The organism is Mycobacterium gastri (genome assembly GCF_002102175.1).
Lineage (GTDB): Bacteria > Actinomycetota > Actinomycetes > Mycobacteriales > Mycobacteriaceae > Mycobacterium > Mycobacterium gastri.
This window is the reverse complement of sequence record NZ_LQOX01000140.1, coordinates 1-19,995: the sequence shown is the minus strand read 5'-3', so window position 1 is coordinate 19,995 and position 19,995 is coordinate 1. Positions and strand designations below refer to the sequence as shown.

16 protein-coding genes and 4 pseudogenes are annotated in these 19,995 nt (G+C 68.2%); 12 read left to right on the top strand and 8 right to left on the bottom strand.

Features of this window, described 5'->3' with window-relative positions:
• Window positions 1-474: pseudogene (locus AWC07_RS27805) on the top strand (PE-PGRS family protein); the annotation flags it as partial.
• A 237-nt stretch (window positions 475-711) separates the two neighbouring features.
• On the opposite strand, the gene AWC07_RS23060 reads toward AWC07_RS27805, so the two are convergent.
• The 4 genes from AWC07_RS23060 to cofD are packed head-to-tail and all read right to left on the bottom strand — an operon-like array spanning window position 712 to window position 5,163.
• Complete coding sequence (locus tag AWC07_RS23060; RefSeq protein WP_036412590.1) at window positions 712-1,266, bottom strand: NUDIX hydrolase; 555 nt, start codon at window positions 1,264-1,266, stop codon at window positions 712-714.
• Window positions 1,263-2,840: an Eco57I restriction-modification methylase domain-containing protein gene (locus AWC07_RS23055; RefSeq protein WP_036416417.1), complete on the bottom strand. Its 1,578-nt coding sequence runs from the start codon at window positions 2,838-2,840 to the stop codon at window positions 1,263-1,265. Before AWC07_RS23055 ends, AWC07_RS23060 begins: the two co-directional genes overlap by 4 nt.
• On the bottom strand, window positions 2,837-4,177 hold the full coding sequence (locus AWC07_RS23050; RefSeq protein WP_036416418.1) for a coenzyme F420-0:L-glutamate ligase: 1,341 nt from the start codon (window positions 4,175-4,177) through the stop codon (window positions 2,837-2,839). Before AWC07_RS23050 ends, AWC07_RS23055 begins: the two co-directional genes overlap by 4 nt.
• Window positions 4,174-5,163: a 2-phospho-L-lactate transferase gene (gene cofD, locus AWC07_RS23045; RefSeq protein WP_085105248.1), complete on the bottom strand. Its 990-nt coding sequence runs from the start codon at window positions 5,161-5,163 to the stop codon at window positions 4,174-4,176. The genes AWC07_RS23050 and cofD overlap by 4 nt, the downstream gene beginning before the upstream one ends.
• Window positions 5,164-5,536: 373 nt before the next feature.
• On the opposite strand from cofD, the gene AWC07_RS23040 reads away from it, so the two are divergent.
• Window positions 5,537-5,884, top strand: coding sequence for a WhiB family transcriptional regulator (locus AWC07_RS23040; protein ID WP_036417866.1), 348 nt, complete (start codon window positions 5,537-5,539; stop codon window positions 5,882-5,884).
• 57 nt (window positions 5,885-5,941) lie between these two features.
• Here the strand turns inward: AWC07_RS23040 and AWC07_RS23035 are convergent, their stop codons facing one another.
• Window positions 5,942-6,475 (bottom strand): metallopeptidase family protein, encoded by a 534-nt coding sequence (locus AWC07_RS23035; protein WP_425271270.1) that lies wholly within the window; start codon window positions 6,473-6,475, stop codon window positions 5,942-5,944.
• Window positions 6,476-6,540: 65 nt separating this feature from the next.
• Here AWC07_RS23035 and AWC07_RS23030 point away from each other — a divergent pair, with 65 nt between their 5' ends.
• The 4 genes from AWC07_RS23030 to manA all read left to right on the top strand — a co-directional run bounded on the left by AWC07_RS23030 (window position 6,541) and on the right by manA (window position 10,867).
• Complete coding sequence (locus AWC07_RS23030; protein WP_208622457.1) at window positions 6,541-7,011, top strand: DUF3499 domain-containing protein; 471 nt, start codon at window positions 6,541-6,543, stop codon at window positions 7,009-7,011.
• 142 nt (window positions 7,012-7,153) lie between these two features.
• On the top strand, window positions 7,154-8,548 hold the full coding sequence (locus AWC07_RS23025; RefSeq protein ID WP_036417837.1) for a phosphomannomutase/phosphoglucomutase: 1,395 nt from the start codon (window positions 7,154-7,156) through the stop codon (window positions 8,546-8,548).
• Window positions 8,545-9,633, top strand: coding sequence for a hypothetical protein (locus AWC07_RS23020; RefSeq protein ID WP_036417839.1), 1,089 nt, complete (start codon window positions 8,545-8,547; stop codon window positions 9,631-9,633). Before AWC07_RS23025 ends, AWC07_RS23020 begins: the two co-directional genes overlap by 4 nt.
• 7 nt (window positions 9,634-9,640) lie before the next feature.
• The gene (manA, locus tag AWC07_RS23015) at window positions 9,641-10,867 is read left to right on the top strand and encodes a mannose-6-phosphate isomerase, class I (RefSeq protein WP_036417841.1); all 1,227 of its coding nucleotides are present in this window, start codon (window positions 9,641-9,643) and stop codon (window positions 10,865-10,867) included.
• Here the strand turns inward: manA and AWC07_RS23010 are convergent.
• Both AWC07_RS23010 and AWC07_RS27195 read right to left on the bottom strand, forming a co-directional pair.
• Window positions 10,858-12,266 (bottom strand): annotated as a pseudogene (locus AWC07_RS23010) (FAD-dependent oxidoreductase); the annotation flags it as partial. The gene manA and the pseudogene AWC07_RS23010 sit on opposite strands and share 10 nt — an antisense overlap.
• A 115-nt stretch (window positions 12,267-12,381) precedes the next feature.
• Window positions 12,382-12,525 (bottom strand): annotated as a pseudogene (locus tag AWC07_RS27195) (oxidoreductase); the annotation flags it as partial.
• Between the two features lie 75 nt (window positions 12,526-12,600).
• On the opposite strand from AWC07_RS27195, the gene AWC07_RS23000 reads away from it, so the two are divergent.
• From AWC07_RS23000 to ahcY, 6 genes are all read left to right on the top strand, one after another.
• Complete coding sequence (locus AWC07_RS23000) at window positions 12,601-14,088, top strand: APC family permease (RefSeq protein ID WP_036417848.1); 1,488 nt, start codon at window positions 12,601-12,603, stop codon at window positions 14,086-14,088.
• 112 nt (window positions 14,089-14,200) lie between these two features.
• Window positions 14,201-15,463 carry an alkane 1-monooxygenase gene (locus AWC07_RS22995; protein ID WP_036417850.1) on the top strand — a complete coding sequence of 421 codons (1,263 nt, stop codon included), beginning with the start codon at window positions 14,201-14,203 and terminating at the stop codon, window positions 15,461-15,463.
• Window positions 15,463-15,624: a rubredoxin gene (locus AWC07_RS22990; RefSeq protein ID WP_036417852.1), complete on the top strand. Its 162-nt coding sequence runs from the start codon at window positions 15,463-15,465 to the stop codon at window positions 15,622-15,624. The genes AWC07_RS22995 and AWC07_RS22990 overlap by 1 nt, the downstream gene beginning before the upstream one ends.
• A 49-nt stretch (window positions 15,625-15,673) precedes the next feature.
• Window positions 15,674-15,856, top strand: coding sequence for a rubredoxin (locus AWC07_RS22985; RefSeq protein ID WP_036417854.1), 183 nt, complete (start codon window positions 15,674-15,676; stop codon window positions 15,854-15,856).
• A 29-nt stretch (window positions 15,857-15,885) separates the two neighbouring features.
• Window positions 15,886-16,503, top strand: a complete 618-nt coding sequence (gene alkX, locus AWC07_RS22980) for a TetR family transcriptional regulator AlkX (protein ID WP_036417870.1) — start codon at window positions 15,886-15,888, stop codon at window positions 16,501-16,503.
• A gap of 103 nt (window positions 16,504-16,606) precedes the next feature.
• A complete protein-coding gene (ahcY, locus tag AWC07_RS22975) occupies window positions 16,607-18,085 on the top strand; it encodes an adenosylhomocysteinase (protein ID WP_036417856.1) in 1,479 nt (492 codons plus the stop codon).
• A gap of 141 nt (window positions 18,086-18,226) precedes the next feature.
• On the opposite strand, the pseudogene AWC07_RS27800 reads toward ahcY, so the two are convergent.
• A pseudogene (locus AWC07_RS27800) lies at window positions 18,227-19,995 on the bottom strand (PGRS repeat-containing protein); the annotation flags it as partial.

The window sequence follows — 19,995 nt, the reverse complement described above, 5'->3', positions numbered from 1 at the left end:
TTGTGGGGCAGCGGCGGTGCCGGCGGGAACGGCTCGTTCGGCGAAACCGGGGGCGGCGCCGGCGGTAACGGCGGCAGCGCCGGCATGCTGGCCTCCAGCGGCGGTGCGGGCGGGTCCGGCGGGGTCAGCGGCATCCTCGGCGGGGCCGGCGGGGCCGGCGGGACTGGCGGCAACGCGGGGCTGCTCGGCAACGGCGGGATCGGCGGGACCGGCGGAGACAGCCTATCTGGCAACGGCGGCGCCGGCGGGACTGGCGGCATCGCCGGCCCGCTGTTCGGCAACGGCGGTGCCGGCGGCGCCGGTGGCCGGGGCACAATGACCGGCGGTGACGGCGGGGTCGGCGGCAAGTCCGTGCTGATCGGCGACGGTGGTAACGGCGGCAACGCCGGGCCCGGTGGGATCACGGGCAACGCCGGCACTGGCGGTTGCCCGGGGTTGCTATTCGGTGTGCCCGGGATGAACGGGTTGGCGTAGCCGTCCGGCCCACGGATTGCTTGCCGGATGGCCCTGGCCCGTCGGTGGCGACACGGGTGGGTGACCGCCCACCGGCCGGCCGGCCGGGCCGGAGCCGACACGGCGCGTTGGCGGTGCTGATCGCCCCGCGAGGATCCGCTTTACACCTACCTGGTCCACCATCCTGCGTCTACCTCAGCCACATCGCCCCACTACTCACAAGACTCGACGCAGCCAGTTGTTCGACACGCTTTAGCTTTAGCGTGCCGCTCGGCGCGTCGCTTGGGTCGCTTGAGTCACCAGGTACGCCAGCGCGTGGTCGGCTCCGGGCGGTAACTTCTCGGCCGGCCACCACCGCAGGTCCTCGGACTCCTCGCTGATCGCGATCTGCGCCCCGGCCGGCGCATGCGCCACGAACTGCAGATCCAGATGACGCGTCGGCACTCCCAACGAACAGGTGACCGGATGCACGTGCACGGCGACGAGTCCGGGTGCCAGTCGCAAACCGGCGATGCCGGATTCCTCGGTTGCCTCGCGCAGCGCCGCGGCGACGACGTCGCGGTCGTCGTCCTCGCAGTGGCCGCCCAGCTGCACCCAACGACCGAAGCGGCGATGCAAACACAGCAGCACCTGAGTGCCGCTGTCGTCCAGCACCAGCGTCGAGGCGGTGATGTGGCCGGCTTCGCACTCCCGCCGGCACGCGTCGGCCCGGGCCAGCACGAACGCCAGCACGGCATGCCGCAGCGAGTCCTGGTCCGGGTCGGGAGCCTGCCAGTCGGTGAGGGTGGTGATCACCGAATCGCGGATGTTCAACGCGACCCCCGGTTGCGTCGGCGATCGCGAAGGGTGGACCACGCCGCCCGGCAGCTCGCGACGAGGTCGTGCGCCAGACCGAGCCCCTCGATCAGCACCTGCCGGTCCACGATGTCGAGGGCCTTGTCCATCTCGTTTGCCTTCAGTAGTAGATCGACGTCGCGGGCAAGTTCGGCGCTCGCGTACGCCGGCGGCGGGACCGGCAACAGCTCGGCCTCACCCGGCTCGAGCTCCAGGACGCCACCGCCATAACTGCGGCCCATGATCTCGGCGAACGCGAACGTCGCGCTGTTATGGAAGACGGCGGCGAGCCTTGCCGGATCGACGGTGGGGTCCACTCGCACCCGATGCACGGTGTCGGTGCTCGTCGCCGCGGCCGCATTGACCGTCAGGCGCGGCGCACAGTGGATTTGGCGCAGCATGAAAAGGTCCGGAATCCACAGCGATGGCGTGCGCCACCACGGTTTGCGGATCGAGCACTTATAGCCCAGGTGAACCCCGGCGGCCTCGCCGGCGGCAAGGTGTGCGGCAAGAGCGGGATCTGTGCGGATAACGGGGGCGTCCAGCAGCCAGGTTCGGTGCCCGGCGGCGACATCGCTTGCCCGGCAATCGTCGTCGTAGACCAGACCGCCCAGTTGGGCACTGCGCGAGACCAGCGGAACGCAATGGGGCCGCAGCCCCAGGGCTGCGGCCTCGGCGTCGGTGAAGGTGAAGAAGCTGTTGCGGCCGGTCACGATGCCCACATCCACCTCGGCCAATTCGCCGAGCCTGACCAAGGTCTCGGACCGGCGCAGCCCACGTAACAGCTCGATCTGACCCGGCTCGAGGAAATACGTGGTCCACTTTTCTTTTTGGTGAAGGAGTGTCGGAGCGGTCTCGCCGGTGAGGTTCACGCGTTCCAGCCCGCGCGCATCGGCGAGGTTGACCGTGCGGATCCGCGCCGGACCCGCACCGACCACTCCGCAAAACAACACGACTTCTTGCAGGATCGCGTCGAATACCAATCGCTCGAAGGTCACCAGCGTGATTTCGCGATAACTGCCCAGCAGAAATTCCCGCAGCTGTGCCGCGTAGCCGACCTGCAACAATTCCGCCGGAACCACCAGGCCCACTCGCCCGCCGTCGCGCACCAGGGTGGTGCTGGCCACGACGAACGGGACCCAGGCATTGGTCAGCTTCGTCGGGCGCAGTCCCGCGCTTCGCATCAGCTCCAGGGCCGGTGCCCGCTGATCTGGTGCCCAGTTGCCGAAGCGGATATAGGGCGGGTTGCCGGCGATGCCATCCCAGCTGCCGGGTGGCGTCGTTTGCAGCCAGCTGAAAAAGTTGTCGACGTCGACGGCAGCGAATTCTCGCGACTTCTTCGCTTCCCGCGCAACGAGTTCCACGCCGTGGGCCCGGCAAGTCAGGGCGGCCAGTTCGCGCAGAATCCGGCCGTCGCCGCAGGAGGGCTCCAGGATCCGTGGGCCGGCCTCGCAGACCCAGCGGGCCAGGAACCGGGCCACCGCTGGCGGCGTGTAATAGCCGCCGCGAACCTTGTCGGCGGACGCGGCGGCTTTGCCCGCGAACGTTGTCATTTGCGGACCAACAGGTCCCCGGCGGGTGCCGGGTCGCGCACCCCCGGCGGCTCTTGCGCGTAGCCGATCGCGATGGCGCCCAACGGCTCCCAGTCGGCAGGCAACTGCAATTCGGCACGCACCAGATCGGCGGCGAAGATGGTCGAGCCGATCCAGCAACTGCCCAGCCCACGCACCGCCAAGGCGACCAGCAGGGCTTGTACCGCGGCTCCCACCGCGACGGTGAACATGGTGTGCTCGGCGTGGCCGCGGGCCGCGTCGGGGTAGGCGTGGGCACCCTCCGGAACCAGCATCGGGATGACGACTTCGGGTGCGTCGTAGAGGATTTGGCCGCGTGCAACGCGGCGTTCGACGGCGTCGGCCGGCTTGCCGTCGCCGGCCAGATCGGCGCGCCACTTGTCTTTCATCCGGTCGAGCAGCCGGGCGCGCACCGCCGGCGTCTGCAACCATACGAACCGCACCGGCCGGGTGTGGTGCGGGGCCGGAGCGGTAAGCGCCTCGGCGACTGCGGACTCGACGAGCCGCGGCGGCACCGGCTCGGCGTTGAACCGGCGAACCGACCTGCGCAGCAGCTGGGCCTGTCGGCGCCCCAGCTCGACGGCCTCGGCGGTGCCGAGCCAGAACAGGTCCTCGGTGCCCGGCCGCACCAATCGCCGCGCCGTGGAGCCGTCGTCGCGCACCGGCAGTCCGCGGACCACGGCCACCGGCAGCGCGGTCAACTTGCCCTTGACCAGATCGGCGGCGGCGGCGATCTCGTCGGCAACCGCGATCTCGGTGACGACCAATTCGTTGCCGTGCCGGTCGAGGACGCCCGCATAGTTATGCAACACCGCCAGACCGGCGGCGCCGACCGCGGCGTCGATCTGGCCGCAGCGCCAGGCGCGGCCCATGGTGTCGGTGACCACCACCGCCACGGTGACACCGAGGCGGTCGCGCAGCCCGGCGCGCAGGGCCGCGGCACTGGCGTCGGGATCGACGGGCAGCAGCGCCAATTCGTTCCGGTTGACGTTGGATCCGTCCACCCCGGCGGCGGCCTGGACCAGCCCGAGCCGGTTCTCGGTGATCAAGGTTTTGCCCTTGCGGGCCAGTACCCGTACCGCTTCGTCGTCGATCAGCTTGCGGCGCAGCCGATCTCGTGCCTCTTCGGACTCCGGCGCCGGTACCAGCCGGCCCTCGCACTTGGACACCACCTTGCTGGTGACCACCACGACGTCGCCGTCGCACAGCCAGGGCGCGGCGGCGGCGATCGCCGCGCTCAGGTCATCGCCGGGGCGGAATTCGGGAAGCCCGGTGACAGGCAGGATTTCGACGGCCGATCCGGTGCCGTGCTCGCTCACGCCGCCACGCCCGCAAGCTCCAGCCCGGCGCTCACCATCTCGGCAGTTGCCTGCGGGTCGGTCATCAACAGTGGTATCGATCGCACCAGCACGCCGTCGATGTCGGCCTGATCGCCCTCGGCCACCAGCCAGCAGTCGAGTATGCCGGTGGTGGTGCGCGAGCCGTAGTGCCGGCCCACCGCCGCCGCGGTGGAATCCACCCCGATCACCGAAAGACACGCATCGGCCATGCCGCGCAACGGTTTTCCTCCGATGATCGGCGAGTAGCCGACGATCGGCGCGGGGGTGGCCCGCAGCGCGGCACGGATGCCGGGGACCGCCAGGATGGCGCCGATGCTGACCACCGGGTTGGACGGAGCCAGCATGACGACGTCGGCCCCGGCGGTGGCGGCCACCACATCTGTTGTGGCACTAGCTGTTTCGGCACCGATGAAGGCGAAGCTGTGGGTCGGCACCTGGGCGCGATAGCGCACCCACCACTCCTGGAAGTGGATGGCACGCTGGGATTGGGCCGCCGGGTCGGTGATCACCACGTGGGTCTCGCAACGGTCATCGCTGACCGGGAGCAACGTCGCCCCCGGTTGCCAGCGGTCACACAGCGCCGCGGTGATTTGCGACAGTGGGTAGCCGGCCCGCAGCATCTGAGTGCGCACCAGGTGCGTGGCCAGATCCCGGTCGCCGAGCTGGAACCAGTCCGGCTGCACGCCGTAGCGCGCGAGTTCCTCTTTGGCGTGCCAGGTTTCGTCGCGATGACCCCAGCCGCGCTGCGGGTCGACACCGCCGCCCAGGGTGTACATGCAGGTGTCCAGGTCCGGGCAGACCCGCAGCCCGTGGATCCAGGCATCGTCACCGATGTTGACCACCGCGGTCAATTCGTGACATGCGCCGTGTCCCGGTGTGGCAAACTGTCCCAGGCCGAGCAACTGCTGGACCCCCAACAGAAAACGGGCGCCGCCGACTCCCCCCACGAGAACGGTGACCTTCACACCGCAGGACAGTACCCGCCGGGCACGGGGGATCAGGGCGGGGTCACCGCGCTTGCGCGCCGGCCGCGGCGGGCCCCTCATGGCGTTGTGACGAAGTGCACTAGACACGCCGTACATCGAACCGAAACAGAATCGCGGAAATTTGATCACGGGATGGTATGGAAATGCGCCGGAATGCTTGACCCGGCTGCCCAATGCGTGTCTAATCACATCAGTGTCATTTCCCGGTTGGCCGGCCGGTTTCGGTGTCGCAGACCGAGATTCGATCACTAGTTCGAATTGGGTTAACTGCACATCAAAACAGTGGCAAACCATTTCACGATCTATTAGGTGAGGAGGCGGCGGCATGTCCTATGAGCACCTTAGGGGTGTGATGGCAGGCGCACCGCACACCGCTGCCGGCTTGGCGACAGTGCCATCGTTGGAGATTGCCCGACCGCACTTGAGTTTGGTTCCCGACGCGTTCGAGCCCCAGCCGGTGCCGGCTCCCGTCGAGCCGCCCGCCGGCCAGTGGCAGGACCGCGCCCTTTGCGCCCAAACGGATCCCGAGGCGTTCTTTCCGGAGAAGGGCGGCTCGACCCGCGAGGCAAAGAAGATCTGCCTTGGCTGCGAGGTGCGCCACGAGTGCCTGGAATACGCGCTGGCCCACGACGAGCGTTTCGGCATCTGGGGTGGCCTGTCCGAGCGCGAGCGCCGTCGCCTCAAACGCGGCATTATTTGATCGGGATCTGATCGGGATCTGATCGGGATCCTGATCGGGATCTGGGCAGCCCGCCGCTCACTCGTCGTCGATCGTCGGGTCGACGACCGAGGGCTCGACATCCAGATAGCTGGCCACCTGGGCCACCAAGATTTCGTGCAACAACTCGCCGAGTTCCAGGGTGTCCTTCGCCCGGCGCTCAATTGGCTTGCGGAACAACACAATTCGTGCTCGCGTGGCATTGCCGCGGACGTCGACTCCGGCCGGTATCAGCCGGGCGAGCGGGATCGGCCCGTCGGCGATGACTTCGGGCGGCCACTGCACGCTCTCGGGATCCTTGGCTGAGATGCGCGGGATCTCGTCGACCGCGACGTCCAATTCGGACACCCGGTCATGCCAGCGGCGCTCGATGGGTTCGTAGGCTTCCAGCACCGCCATGTCGAACCGCTCGGACCGGCTGCGCCACCCCGGCACCGTCGGCGGCAGCAGCGGGCCACGCCACTCGCGGCCCCGGCGCCGCACCCGGCGCGCCGCCGCGGATCTGCCACCCGGCCGGCCGCTGTGCGGGTAGCCGCGGGAATCGCTCACGCGCCGATGGTAACGGTTGCACATCGCGCCCGGAACGGATGCGCGTGTCCGCCGCTTCGGCGGCGTTTCCGCACGATAGCCTTTCGGTCGTGAACGTACCCCGTCGCTGCTGCCGGCCCGGGTGTCCGCACTATGCAGTGGCGACGTTGACGTTCGTCTACTCGGACTCGACGGCGGTCGTGGGTCCGCTCGCTACCGCACGTGAACCGCACTCCTGGGATCTTTGCGTCAGCCACGCCGGTCGTATCACCGCGCCGCGCGGGTGGGAACTCGTGCGCCATGCCGGGCCGCTACCCACCAATCCCGATGAGGACGATCTGGTAGCCCTGGCCGACGCGGTGCGTGAGGGCGGCCCCGTCGCTGCCGGGGCCTATTCGGTGGCCCATCCCGGCAGAAACGGCTCGCCGCACAACGGCTTCCCCGACCCCGTGGTCCACCAGGCCGGTGTTCAGGCCGGTGTTCATGCCAAGGCCCCGAGTGGCGGCGTGTTCGCGCCGCCCGAACATCGCAATGGACGTCGCCGTGGACACCTGCGCGTGTTGCCTGATCCCCCCGACTAGCCCGCGACTAGCCCCAACTAGCCCCAGCCGATTCCCGCTGACGGTTCGGCTCCGGTCGAGACCGATGCCGTCGGCGACTTCGGCGGGCCGATAGGCTGGCGGCCAAGGGACGAAGAAAACCTCAGTCGTCAGGAGCCCCGCCATGTCTTGGCCCGCCGCGGTTATCAATCGTGTTATCAAGGCTTATGACGTGCGCGGGTTGGTCGGGGAAGAGATCGATGAATCGCTGACCGCCGATATCGGCGCGGCCTTCGCCCGATTGATGCACGCCGAGGGTGCGCGGCAGGTGGTGATCGGCCACGATATGCGCGACAGCTCGCCGTCGCTGGCCGCCGCGTTCGCCGACGGGGTGACCGGACAGGGGCTCGACGTGGTGCGCATCGGTTTGGCGTCGACCGATCAACTTTATTTCGCCTCGGGGCTGCTGGACTGCCCCGGCGCGATGTTCACCGCCAGCCACAACCCCGCCGCATACAACGGCATCAAGCTGTGCCGGGCCGGTGCCAAACCGGTGGGCGCGGACACCGGACTCATCGCCATCCGGGACGATCTCATCAATGGCGTGCCCGCCTACGACGGGCCGGCCGGAACGCGCACCGACCAGGATGTCCTGGACGACTACGGGAAATTCCTGCGATCGCTGGTCAACACCACCGACCTGCGGCCGTTACGGGTGGCCGTGGACGCCGGCAACGGGATGGCCGGCCACACCGCCCCGGCCGTGCTCGGCCCGATCGGCTCGATTACCTTGCTGCCCTTGTACTTCGAGCTCGACGGCTCGTTTCCCAACCACGAGGCCAACCCGCTGGACCCGGCCAACCTGGTCGACTTGCAGACCCATGTGCGCGACACCGGCGCCGATATCGGCCTGGCCTTCGACGGAGACGCCGACCGCTGCTTCGTGGTCGACGAGACCGGCCAACCCGTGTCGCCGTCAACGGTGACCAGCCTGGTGGCAGCGCGCGAGCTCGGCCGGGAGATCGGCGCCACCGTGATCCACAACGTGATCACCTCGCGCGCGGTGCCCGAACTGGTCGTCGAGCGCGGCGGCACACCGCTGCGCTCGCGGGTCGGACACTCCTATATCAAGGCGCTGATGGCCGACACCGGCGCGATCTTCGGCGGCGAACACTCGGCCCACTATTACTTCCGTGACTTCTGGGGCGCCGATTCGGGGATGCTGGCCGCACTGTACGTGCTGGCCGCTCTCGGCGAGCAGACCCGGCCGTTGTCCGAGCTGACCGCCGATTACCAGCGCTATGAATCGTCCGGCGAGATCAACTTCCACGTGGCCGACGCCGAGGCGTGCGTGGAGGCGGTACTGAAGTCGTTCGGCAACCGGGTTCAGTCCATCGACCACTTGGACGGGGTAACGGTGGATCTGGGCGACGACAGCTGGTTCAACCTGCGCAGCTCCAACACCGAGCCGTTGCTGCGGCTCAACGTGGAGGCCCGTACCGCCGAGGAAGTCGATGCGGTGGTGCAGCAGGTCAGTGGCGAAATCGCGGCCCAGCTGCCGGCGGAGGCGGGACCGTGAGCGCCGTCCAGTCGGTCGATCTCGAAGACGCCGACGGCCTGATCGCCGCCGACCGGGACGGCTTGTTGCGCGCCGCGTCGACCGCCGGTGCGCAGGTGCGCGCCATTGCCGCGGCACACGACGAAGGCGAACTGGAATTGCTGCGTGGCGGCGACCGGCCGCGCACGGTGATCTGGGTGGCCGGGCGGGGTCCCGCCGAGACGGCAGGGGCGATGCTGGTCTCGACGCTGGCCGCTGCGGCCGCCGAGCCGATCGCACTCGCCAGGGAGGCGCCGCCCTGGGTGGGTCCGCTTGACGTGCTCGTTGTCGCCGGCGACGACCCCGGTGATCCCGCACTGGTCGCAGCGGCCGCGACCGGCGTGCGCCGCGGCGCGCGGGTCGTCGTGGTGACGCCCTATGCGGGTCCGCTGCGCGACTCCACGGCCGGTCGAGTCGCGGTGCTGGAACCACGACTACGGGTTCCCGACGAGTTCGGGTTGTGCCGCTACCTGGCCGCGGGCCTGGCCGCGCTGAGCACCGTGGACCCCAGGCTGCAGATCGACCTGGCGTCGCTGGCCGACGAGCTCGATGCCGAGGCGCTGCACAACAGTGCCGCCCGCGAGGTGTTCACCAACCCGGCCAAGACGCTTGCCGCGCGCGTATCGGGACGCCGGGTCGCGCTGACCGGTGACAACTCCGCCACGCTGGCGCTGGCCCGGCACGGCAGCTCGGTGCTGCTGCGGATCGCCCACCAGGTGGCCGCCGCCGCCTGGCTGGCCGACGCGGTGGTGGCGTTGCGGGCCGGCGCTGCCGGTCATTCGGGGGATGCCCTGTTCCACGACGAACAGATCGACGGCCCGCTGCCCGAGCAGATGCGGGTGCTGGCGCTGACGCTGGCCGGGGAGCGGACAGTGGTAGGTGCCCGGATCGCCGGGCTCGACGACATCTACCTGGTCACGGCCGAGGACGCGACGCAGGACCCCGGTGTGGCCGGGTCGGCTGGCCCGCTCATACCGGCCGATGCTCAACGTCCCGAACAGCAACTGGCAATATTGGCCGTTCGGCTGGAGATGGCCGCGGTGTATTTGCGACTCGCGCGGGGATAGATACAAGGTGGAATTGCTACGCGGAGCGTTACGGACATACGCGTGGGGATCGCGTACCGCTATCGCCGAGTTCACCGGGCGGCCGGTGCCGGCTGCCCACCCCGAAGCCGAACTCTGGTTCGGTGCGCACCCGGGTGACCCGGCCTGGCTGGACACCGACAAAGGAGAAACCTCGCTGCTGGAAGCGCTGAGCGCCGATCCGGAGGGACAGCTCGGTCACGGATCGCGCGCCCGGTTCGGCGATGTGCTGCCGTTCCTGGTGAAGGTCCTGGCCGCCGACGAGCCGTTGTCGCTGCAGGCCCACCCCAGCGCCGAGCAGGCACTCGAGGGTTATCTACGGGAAGAACGGCTGGGAATTCCGGTGACGTCGCCGGTGCGCAACTACCGCGACACCAGTCACAAGCCCGAGTTGCTGGTGGCGTTGCAGCCTTTCGAGGCGCTGGCCGGATTCCGTCAGGCCGCCCGCACCCGCGAGCTGCTGCAAGCGCTGGCGGTGTCCGACCTCGACCCGTTCATCGACTTGCTCAGTGACCAGTCCGACGCCGACGGCCTGCGCGCGCTGTTCACCACCTGGATCACCGCGCCCCAGCCCGACATCGACGTGCTGGTGCCCGCCGTGCTGGAGGGCGCCATTCACTATGTCAGCTCCGGCGCGACGGAATTCGCCGCGGAAGTCAAGACGGTCCTGGAACTGGGCGAGCGTTATCCCGGCGACGCCGGGGTGCTCGCGGCGTTGTTGCTCAACCGGATCAGCCTGTCGCCGGGTGAGGCGATATTCCTGCCGGCCGGAAACTTGCACACCTATCTGCGTGGTTTCGCACTCGAGGTAATGGCCAACTCCGACAACGTATTACGAGGCGGTCTGACTCCCAAGCACGTCGATGTGCCGGAGCTGCTGCGGGTGCTGGACTTCACCCCGACCGCGGAGTCGCAACTGCGGCCGCCGATCCGGCGCGACGGGCTGGAGCTGGTTTACGACACCCCGGCCGAGGAGTTCGCGGTCGCGTTCCTGGCCCTCGACGCAGATCAGCTGGGCCACGAGATCGATGCACCCTCGAGCCATGAGGGCCCACAGATCTTGTTGTGCGCCGAGGGTTCGACCATGGTCTACGGAAAGTCGAAGTCGTTGACGCTCAAGCAGGGCATGGCTGCCTGGGTGGCCGCGGACGACGCCCCGATTCGGCTGCTCGCGCACGAGCCCACGAAACTGTTCCGGGCTACCGTAGGGCTGTGACGGCTTGCCGCCGGTCCGCGACGGCTTGCCGGCGCTCGCGGAGCCAAAGCCGCAGGTTGTGGGCGATGGCCCGGCCGACGATCGACGGCGGCGGGATCATGTACAGGCTGTCGAGCAACGAGAACCGGCGCAAAAACCATTCGGCCAGAACGGGATTCGTTTCGGCGGCGCCCAGGAATTGGTCGAACAACGCACCCGATGGCCGCCACCACCACGGGACCGGCCCGGTGACGCCGTGGTGGAAGGTGATGTCGCCGATGGCGTTCATCATCCACACCGGATACGTCGTCTTCCTGGTCAGCCGGGCGAATTCGGCAGCCAGGTTCTTATCGGCGGCTTCCAGTGCCCGGCGCAGATTGCCGGCCTGCAGCGACGTCATCGTCATGCCTTGGCCGAAGGTGGGGTTGAAGCTGGCCACGGCGTCACCGAACGGGATGATGCCCACCGGGAACCGGTCCAGCTTGTCGTAGCGGCGCCACCTGCTGGCCGGAAAGGCATGAAAGACCGGGCTGCCCACGGGTTCGGCCTGCGCCAGCGCGGCGGTGAATCGGGCCGGCAGCAGCCGGTCGGCGAGTGCGCGCATCTCGGGGAAGGTCGACGGCGGCTTGGCGTGGGCGACGCCGAAGGTGGTGATCACCCAGGTGCCGTCCTCGTAGCACAGCATGCCCAGGCCCAGCGACTGGTCATGTGAGGCGCCGGCGACTACCACCTTCTCCGCCAGCAAGCCGTCGGGGATGCGGAACTGCTGGCTGGCATAGTTGATGCCGATGTCCACGGTTTCCTCGTCCGGGCGCTGAAATCCCCACTGCGTCAACCACACTGGTAGCCGGGTGCCCCGCCCCGCCGCGTCGACGACGAGGTCGGCGGCCTGGAATTCGGGATCACCGTCGTCGCGGGGAGCCAGCAGTATCCCGGTCACTCGTTGCCGGGCGGGCTCGAACCGGGGCTCGGCCACCAGCCGCCGCACGATCTCGACGTTGTCGATGTCGAGGACCCGCCGGCGCAGCTGCCATTCCAGATGCGGCCGGCTGGGCACGTAGGCGGTGAACTCTTTGCGCAGTGTGTGTCCGGTTCCCAGGACATGGCCCGCGGCCCCGAAGTAGATGCAGTCCGGGCGGTTCTCCAGCATGGGAACACCGGCGGCGACCATGTCTTTCAACAGGCCCGGGAAGAGGCCGTCGAATTCGTCTGCGCCACGGGCCATCAGCATGTGCAGGTGCCGGTCCTGGGGAACCGTGGCGCGGTTGGCCGGTGTGCCCGGCAGCTCGTCGCGCTCGAAAATCGTCACCTGGCCGAAGAAATCCGAGAGCACCCGCGCCGCGCACAGTCCCGCGATGCTGGCCCCGATGACGACCGCATGGTCTCTGGTATCCGCCGTGCTCGCCAAGCTCCCCCGCATTCCCGCAGCGTACCCGCTACTGCCGGGGCGACCGGCGCTCGCGCAGCCACAGCCGCATGTTATGCGCCACGGCGCGGCCGATAATCGGCGCCGACGGCACCGTGTACAGGCTGTCAAGCAGCTCCGCCAACAGACTGGGGAACAGCGCCTCGAACTCCAGCGCGCCGCGGGCCATCAGCAGGTGCAGATGCCGGTCCTGGGGGACCGCGCTGCGATACGTGGGCGTGTCCGGCAGCTCGTCGCGTTCGAAGACGGTCACCGTCAAGCTCGCCCTCACCCCCGGCAGCGTACCCAAGTACTGTGCGGTCACAGCTGGCTACGAGAAGGGGCGAACATGGCCGGTCGATGGCGAACGAAGTCGGTAGAGCAATCGATCGCTGACACCGACGAGCCGGAGACTCGGCTGCGTAAGGACCTCACCTGGAGAGACCTGGTGGTCTTCGGTGTTTCGGTGGTGATCGGGGCCGGTATCTTCACCGTTACCGCCTCGACTGCCGGCGACATCACCGGCCCGGCCATCTGGGTGTCGTTTCTGATCGCGGCGGCCACCTGCGCCCTGGCGGCCCTGTGCTACGCCGAATTCGCCTCGACGCTGCCGGTGGCCGGCAGCGCATACACCTTCTCCTATGCGACTTTCGGCGAGTTCCTGGCCTGGGTGATCGGCTGGAACCTGGTGCTGGAACTGGCCGTCGGGGCCGCCGTGGTCGCCAAGGGCTGGTCCAGCTATCTGGGCACGGTGTTCGGATTCGGCGGCGGCACAATCCCGCTCGGATCGATCAACCTCGACTGGGGTGCTCTGCTGATCATCACGGTGGTGGCGACCCTGGTCGCGCTGGGCACCAAGTTGTCGTCGAGGTTCTCCGCGGTGGTCACCACCGTCAAGGTGTCGGTGGTCGTGCTCGTCGTGGTCGTCGGCGCGTTCTACATCAAGGCCGCTAATTACTCGCCCTTCATTCCCGAACCCGAACCCGAACATCAGGGCAAGGGTGCCGACCAGTCGGTGCTGTCGCTGCTGACCGGAGCCCACGGCAGCCACTACGGCTGGTATGGCGTATTGGCCGGGGCGTCGATCGTGTTCTTCGCGTTCATCGGGTTCGACATCGTGGCCACGATGGCCGAGGAGACCAAGCACCCGCAACGCGACGTCCCGCGGGGCATTCTGGCGTCGCTGGGCATTGTCACCCTGCTCTACGTCGCGGTGTCGATCGTGCTGTCCGGCATGGTTCCCTATACCCGACTGCGTACCGTCCCGGGCAGCGGCCAGGCGAACCTGGCCACCGCTTTCGAGGCCAACGGGGTGTACTGGGCCAGCGGCATCATTTCCGTGGGGGCGCTCGCCGGGCTGACCACCGTGGTGATGGTGCTGATGCTCGGGCAGTGCCGGGTCCTGTTCGCGATGGCGCGCGACGGGCTGTTGCCGCGGCAGCTGGCCAAGACCGGGCCACGCGGCACGCCGGTGCGGATCACCGTGCTGGTCGCGGTGGTGGTGGCCGCGACGGCGTCGATCTTTCCCATCACCAAGCTCGAAGAGATGGTCAACGTCGGCACCTTGTTCGCCTTCGTCCTGGTGTCCGGCGGGGTGATCATCCTGCGCAGGAAGCGGCCCGACCTCGAGCGCGGCTTTCGGGCGCCCTGGGTGCCGTGGCTTCCGATCGCCTCGCTGTGCGCGTGTCTGTGGTTGATGGTGAACCTGACCGCGCTGACCTGGGTCCGGTTCGGCGTCTGGTTGGTGCTGGGCACCGCCATCTACATGGGCTACGGGCACCGGCACTCGGTGCACGGAAACCGGGCGGTGGCCGAGGCGGCGGTTCCCGACACGTAAGGCACTTTTGGACACTTTATGTACAAATCTATGTCTGGTGTCTAGACAGCAGACGTAGAAGGCGATATTGTCCAACCTCAAGCGTGGTGTGACTCACAAGGAGGTTTGGCATATGACCACACAGTTCAGTTCCGAGTTTGCGCAAGCTCCCGAAGCGGAGTGGCGCGATAAGAAGCGCCACCTGTGGCTGATGGGATTGATCGCCCCGACGGCGTTGTTCGTGATCTTGCCGATCGTGTGGGGGCTGAATCAGCTCGGCTGGCACGCCGCGGCCCAGGCGCCGCTGTGGATCGGACCGTTCCTGGTCTACATCCTGTTGCCGCTGCTGGACCTGCGCTTCGGGCCCGACGGCCAGAACCCGCCCGATGAGGTGATGGAGCGGCTGGAAAACGACAAGTACTACCGCTACTGCACCTACATCTACGTCCCGTTCCAATACCTCAGCGTGGTGCTGGGCGCCTACCTGTTCACTGCGTCCGACCTCGGCTGGCTCGGCTTTGACGGCGGTTTGAATTGGGTGGGCAAGATCGGGGTTGCCCTGTCGGTCGGTGTGCTCGGCGGCGTCGGCATCAACACCGCGCACGAGATGGGCCACAAGAAGGAGTCGCTGGAGCGCTGGCTGTCCAAGATCACCCTGGCCCAGACCTGCTACGGCCACTTCTACATCGAGCACAACCGCGGGCACCACGTGCGGGTGTCCACCCCGGAGGACCCGGCGTCGGCCCGCTTCGGGGAGACCTTCTGGGAATTCCTGCCGCGCAGCGTCATCGGCAGCCTCCGGTCGGCGGTCGGGCTGGAAGCCCAACGGATTCGCCGGCTCGGTAAGAGCCCGTGGGACCCCCGGACCTATGCGTCCAATGACGTGCTCAACGCCTGGGCGATGTCGGTGGTGTTGTGGGGAGTGCTGATCGTGGTCTTCGGCGTGGGCCTGATCCCGTTCGTGATCATCCAGGCGGTGTTCGGCTTCAGCTTGCTGGAAGCGGTCAACTACCTCGAGCACTACGGACTGTTGCGGCAGAAGAACGGCACCACTTCCGGGAAAGCCCGCTACGAGCGTTGCGCGCCGGTGCACAGCTGGAACTCCGACCACATCGTCACCAACCTGTTCCTGTACCACCTGCAGCGGCACAGCGACCACCACGCCAACCCCACCCGTCGCTACCAGACGCTGCGCAGCATGGACGGGGCGCCGAACCTGCCCAGCGGGTACGCGTCGATGATCTCGCTGACCTACTTCCCGCCACTGTGGCGCAAGGTGATGGACCACCGGGTGCTCGGGCACTACGACGGCGACATCACCAGGGTCAACCTGCACCCCCGGGTGCGCGCCAAGATGCTTGCCCGCTACGGGGCCCGGCAAGGAGACGCAGCATGATGGCGGCTTATCGGTGCCCGGTCTGCGACTACGTCTACGACGAGGCCAAAGGTGAAGCCAGGGAAGGGTTTCCAGCCGGCACCCGATGGGACCAGATTCCCGACGAGTGGTGCTGTCCGGACTGCGCCGTCCGGGAGAAGGTCGATTTCGACAAGGTCTAGTCCGACTCCGGTGCCCGGAGCCGAACCAAGCAAAACGAGGAGGAACCAAATGAGCGACTACAAACTGTTTCAGTGCGTCCAATGCGGCTTCGAGTACGACGAGGCACTCGGCTGGCCGGACGAGGGCATCGCACCCGGCACCCGGTGGGAGGACATCCCGGAGGACTGGAGCTGCCCGGACTGCGGGGCGGCGAAGGCCGACTTCGTGATGGTGGAGGTGGCCCGCTCGTGATGGAGACCAAGGTGCTGGCGGAACCAGATATGGTCGCGCCTGTGAAGCGGATTCCTTACGCCGAGGCATCTCGGGCCCTGTTGCGCGATTCGGTGCTGGATGCGATGCGGGATCTGCTGTTGACCCGAGACTGGTCGGCGATCACCCTGTCCGACGTCGCTCGCGCCGCGGGCGTCAGCCGGCAGACCATCTACAACGAGTTCGGCTCTCGGCAGGGCCTGGCGCAGGGCTACGCTCTGCGCCTGGCCGACCGTCTGGTCGACCGGGTGCATGCCGCGCTGGATGCCAACGTGGGCAATATCTTTGAGTCGTTCTTGCAGGGTTTTCGCGCTTTCTTCGCCGAGTCCGCGGCCGATCCGCTGGTGATCTCGTTGCTGACCGGCGCCGCCAAGCCCGATCTGCTGCAACTGATCACCACCGACAGCGCGCCGATCATCAACCGGGCGTCGGCCCGGCTGGCGACGGCATTCACCCAGACGTGGTTGGCCACCAGCGACGACGACGCCAATGTGTTGGCGCGCACGATCGTGCGATTGTGCTTGAGCTATGTGCCGATGCCGCCGGAGGCCGACCACGACGTCGCTGCGGACCTGGCGAGGTTGATGACGCCGTTCGCGGAACGCCACGGGGTGATCAATATCCCCTGACCTGCGAGGCTGGGGGCCGGGGGCTACAGTGGCTGAAGAGCATACCTAGGCTATGTCGCCTCGCTCAGCTTCCCGCAGGCCCACAGTAAGGATCAAACACGCCATGACGACGACCGAAACTTCGTTAACCCCCGACGTTCGTAACGGCATCGATTTCAAGATTGCCGATCTGTCGCTGGCGGATTTCGGTCGTAAGGAACTCCGGATCGCCGAGCACGAGATGCCCGGCCTGATGTCCTTGCGTCGCGAGTACGCGGAGGTGCAGCCTCTCAAAGGCGCCCGCATCTCCGGTTCGCTGCACATGACCGTGCAGACCGCAGTGCTGATCGAAACCCTCACCGCGCTGGGCGCCGAAGTCCGGTGGGCGTCCTGCAACATCTTCTCCACCCAGGACCATGCAGCGGCCGCCGTCGTCGTCGGCCCGCATGGCACGCCCGAGGAGCCCAAGGGTGTCCCGGTGTTCGCGTGGAAGGGCGAGACGCTCGAAGAGTACTGGTGGGCCGCCGAGCAGATGCTGACCTGGCCGGACCCGGACAAGCCGGCAAATATGATCCTCGACGACGGCGGCGATGCGACCATGCTGGTGCTGCGCGGCATGCAGTACGAGAAGGCCGGCGTGGTGCCACCCGCCGAAGAAGACGACTCCGCCGAGTGGAAGGTGTTCCTGAACCTGCTGCGGACCCGCTTCGAAACCGACAAGGGCAAGTGGACCAAGATCGCCGAGTCGGTCCAGGGCGTCACCGAGGAGACCACCACCGGTGTGCTGCGGCTCTACCAATTCGCCGCGGCCGGCGACCTGGCCTTCCCCGCGATCAACGTCAACGACTCGGTGACCAAGTCCAAGTTCGACAACAAGTACGGCACTCGGCACTCGCTCATTGACGGCATCAACCGCGGCACCGACGCGCTGATCGGCGGCAAGAAGGTCCTCATCTGTGGTTACGGCGACGTCGGCAAGGGCTGTGCGGAGGCAATGAAGGGTCAGGGCGCCCGGGTCCAGGTCACCGAGATCGACCCGATCAACGCGCTGCAGGCAATGATGGAGGGCTTCGACGTGGTCACCGTCGAGGAGGCGATTGCCGACGCGGACATCGTCGTCACGGCGACCGGGAACAAAGACATCATCATGCTCGAGCACATCAAGGCGATGAAGGACCACTCGATCCTTGGCAATATCGGCCACTTCGACAACGAGATCGACATGGCCGGCCTGGAACGCTCCGGGGCGACCCGGCTCAACATCAAGCCGCAGGTCGACCTGTGGACCTTCGGCGACACCGGCCGCTCGGTCATTGTGCTGTCCGAAGGCCGGCTGCTGAACCTGGGCAACGCCACCGGGCACCCGTCGTTTGTGATGAGCAACAGCTTCGCCAACCAGACGATCGCGCAGATCGAGCTGTGGACCAAGAACGACGAGTACGACAACGAGGTGTACCGGCTGCCCAAGCACCTCGACGAGAAGGTGGCCCGCATCCACGTCGAGGCGCTCGGTGGTCACCTGACCAAGCTCACCAAAGAGCAGGCCGAATACCTTGGTGTCGACGTCGAGGGGCCCTTCAAGCCGGATCACTACCGCTACTAAGTGGCCTGCTGAGTCGCCGAAAGTCGCCGTGCATGGCACGGCTCAGGCGTACCCGGCAGTGTGTCCGTCGGCGTCTCCGTTGGCCGGCTCACCTGCTCAGCATTCAGCGATCGCTGAGGCCCGTCTCGGCTGCTGGTGACGTCAGCCGTTGGCGCCAGGGGTTCCGGGCGTGCCGTCGGGTAGGCCGTTGGTGCCCGGCTGCCCGGGGTTGGCGATGCCGCCCGTGCCGTTGAAGGAGTTGCTGCCGCCGCTACCGCCGCTGCCGCCGTCGCCGGTGCCGTTGACGCCGGGCGACCCGCCGTTGCCCCCGTTAGCGCCGTCACCGGCGAGTCCGGTGGCGTTGGTGGACGTGCCACCGTTCGATACCAGGAGATTACCCCAACCGCCGTTACCGCCGTTGCCGCCAAGCGCGCCGCCGGTACCGTTGAGGCCGCCGTCGCCACCGTCGCCACCGATCGCGGTGCCGTTGGTGATGCTCGACCCTTGGTAGCCGTTGAGTTCGTCATCGGTGATGACCCACGCGTTACCGCCGGTGCCGCCGTTGCCACCGTTGCCGGCGCCGCCGTTACCCGCCGTAGCGGTGCCGGTGGTGCTGCCGTACAACCCGGTCAGGTTGGCGCTACCACCGTCGCCGCCGGAGACACCGATGCCGTTGGCTGCTCCACCGGAACCACCGGTGGCGGTGCCGCCGGACGTGCCCTGATCGCCTGCGCCCATCACGAGTCCATAGCCGCCGTCACCGCCGGTGGCGCCGCCGCTGGCGTCGCCGCCATTGCCGGCGATAGCGGAACCGGTCGCCACGCCCCCGAAGTGATTTCCGCCGTTTACGCCCTGACCGTCCACGTAGCCCGCTTGAACCCACGCGTCGCCACCGGTGCCACCGGTGCTGCCGGCGCCGGTGGCGACGCCGCCGCTGCCGGCGGTGGCGGTACCGGCGGCGGTGCCGTCCTGGTAGGCATTGACCTCGCCCAGGCCGCCGGCGCCTGCGACGCCCCCATTGATGCCGGCGCCGCCGTTGCCGCCGGTTGCGGTGCCGGTGAGGCTGGCCCCGGTGCCAAGGGTATCGACTAGGCCGTCACCGCCGGCACCGCCGGTGCCGCCATCGATGCCGGTCCCGCCGGCGCCGCCGGTGGCAATGCCACTAACGCTGCAATTTGCGTTGTTTGCGGAGACGACGCCGGCGCCACCGGTGCCGCCAGTGCCGGCATTGATGCCGTCCCCGCCGTTACCGGCGGTCGCGAAGCCGATAACGTTGCTGTCCGCGGCATGCGAAGCGACGGTGCCAACCCCGCCGTCGCCGCCGGTAGCACCGTTGGTGCCGCCGCTACCGCCGTTACCGCCGGTGGCGGCACCGGTGGCGGTGCTGTTAACTCCGTCGGCCTCGATCATCGCGTAGCCACCGCTGCCGCCGCGGCCGCCGGCTGCGATGGTGGTGCCGTCACCACCTCCGCCTCCGGTGCCCCCGGTGGCAGCACCGCTGGCGATACCGCCATTGACAGCTTGAATGGTGGCGGCGCCGCCGCCACCGCCACCACCACCACCGTGACCGGGCGCGCTGGTTTTACCCAGGCCGCCCGCGCCGCCGGTGCCCCCGGCGCCGCCGGTGGCGCCGGCGCCCGAACTCGCGCCGGCACCACCCTGACCGCCGGCGCCACCGTCACCGTTCACGCCCGCACCACCGGCAGTGCCGCCTTTGCCGAAGAACCCCGGCAGCCCGGTGTGGGCGGCGCCGCCGGCCCCACCGGCGCCTGCAGTCCCGCCGGTCCCGCCGTCGCCGCCGAAGCCGCCGGCGACTCCGGGACTCACGCCGGCCGCGCCGCCACCACCGGCCCCGCCCACGCCACCAGCCCCGCCGACTCCGCCATCGCCGGCGTGGCCGCCCATCAGTGTGTGGTTCGCTCCGCCGGCTC

Bases quoted from the DNA above. Each gene is read 5' to 3' on its own strand.
- AWC07_RS23055 (WP_036416417.1), bottom strand. From the start codon at position 2,840: ATGACAACGTTCGCGGGCAAAGCCGCCGCGTCCGCCGACAAGGTTCGC.
- AWC07_RS22995 (WP_036417850.1), top strand. From the start codon at position 14,201: ATGACCACACAGTTCAGTTCCGAGTTTGCGCAAGCTCCCGAAGCGGAG.
- AWC07_RS23025 (WP_036417837.1), top strand. From the start codon at position 7,154: ATGTCTTGGCCCGCCGCGGTTATCAATCGTGTTATCAAGGCTTATGAC.
- AWC07_RS22990 (WP_036417852.1), top strand. From the start codon at position 15,463: ATGGCGGCTTATCGGTGCCCGGTCTGCGACTACGTCTACGACGAGGCC.
- AWC07_RS23040 (WP_036417866.1), top strand. From the start codon at position 5,537: ATGGCAGGCGCACCGCACACCGCTGCCGGCTTGGCGACAGTGCCATCG.
- AWC07_RS23035 (WP_425271270.1), bottom strand. From the start codon at position 6,475: ATGTGCAACCGTTACCATCGGCGCGTGAGCGATTCCCGCGGCTACCCG.
- alkX (WP_036417870.1), top strand. From the start codon at position 15,886: ATGGTCGCGCCTGTGAAGCGGATTCCTTACGCCGAGGCATCTCGGGCC.
- ahcY (WP_036417856.1), top strand. From the start codon at position 16,607: ATGACGACGACCGAAACTTCGTTAACCCCCGACGTTCGTAACGGCATC.
- AWC07_RS22985 (WP_036417854.1), top strand. From the start codon at position 15,674: ATGAGCGACTACAAACTGTTTCAGTGCGTCCAATGCGGCTTCGAGTAC.
- AWC07_RS23000 (WP_036417848.1), top strand. From the start codon at position 12,601: ATGGCCGGTCGATGGCGAACGAAGTCGGTAGAGCAATCGATCGCTGAC.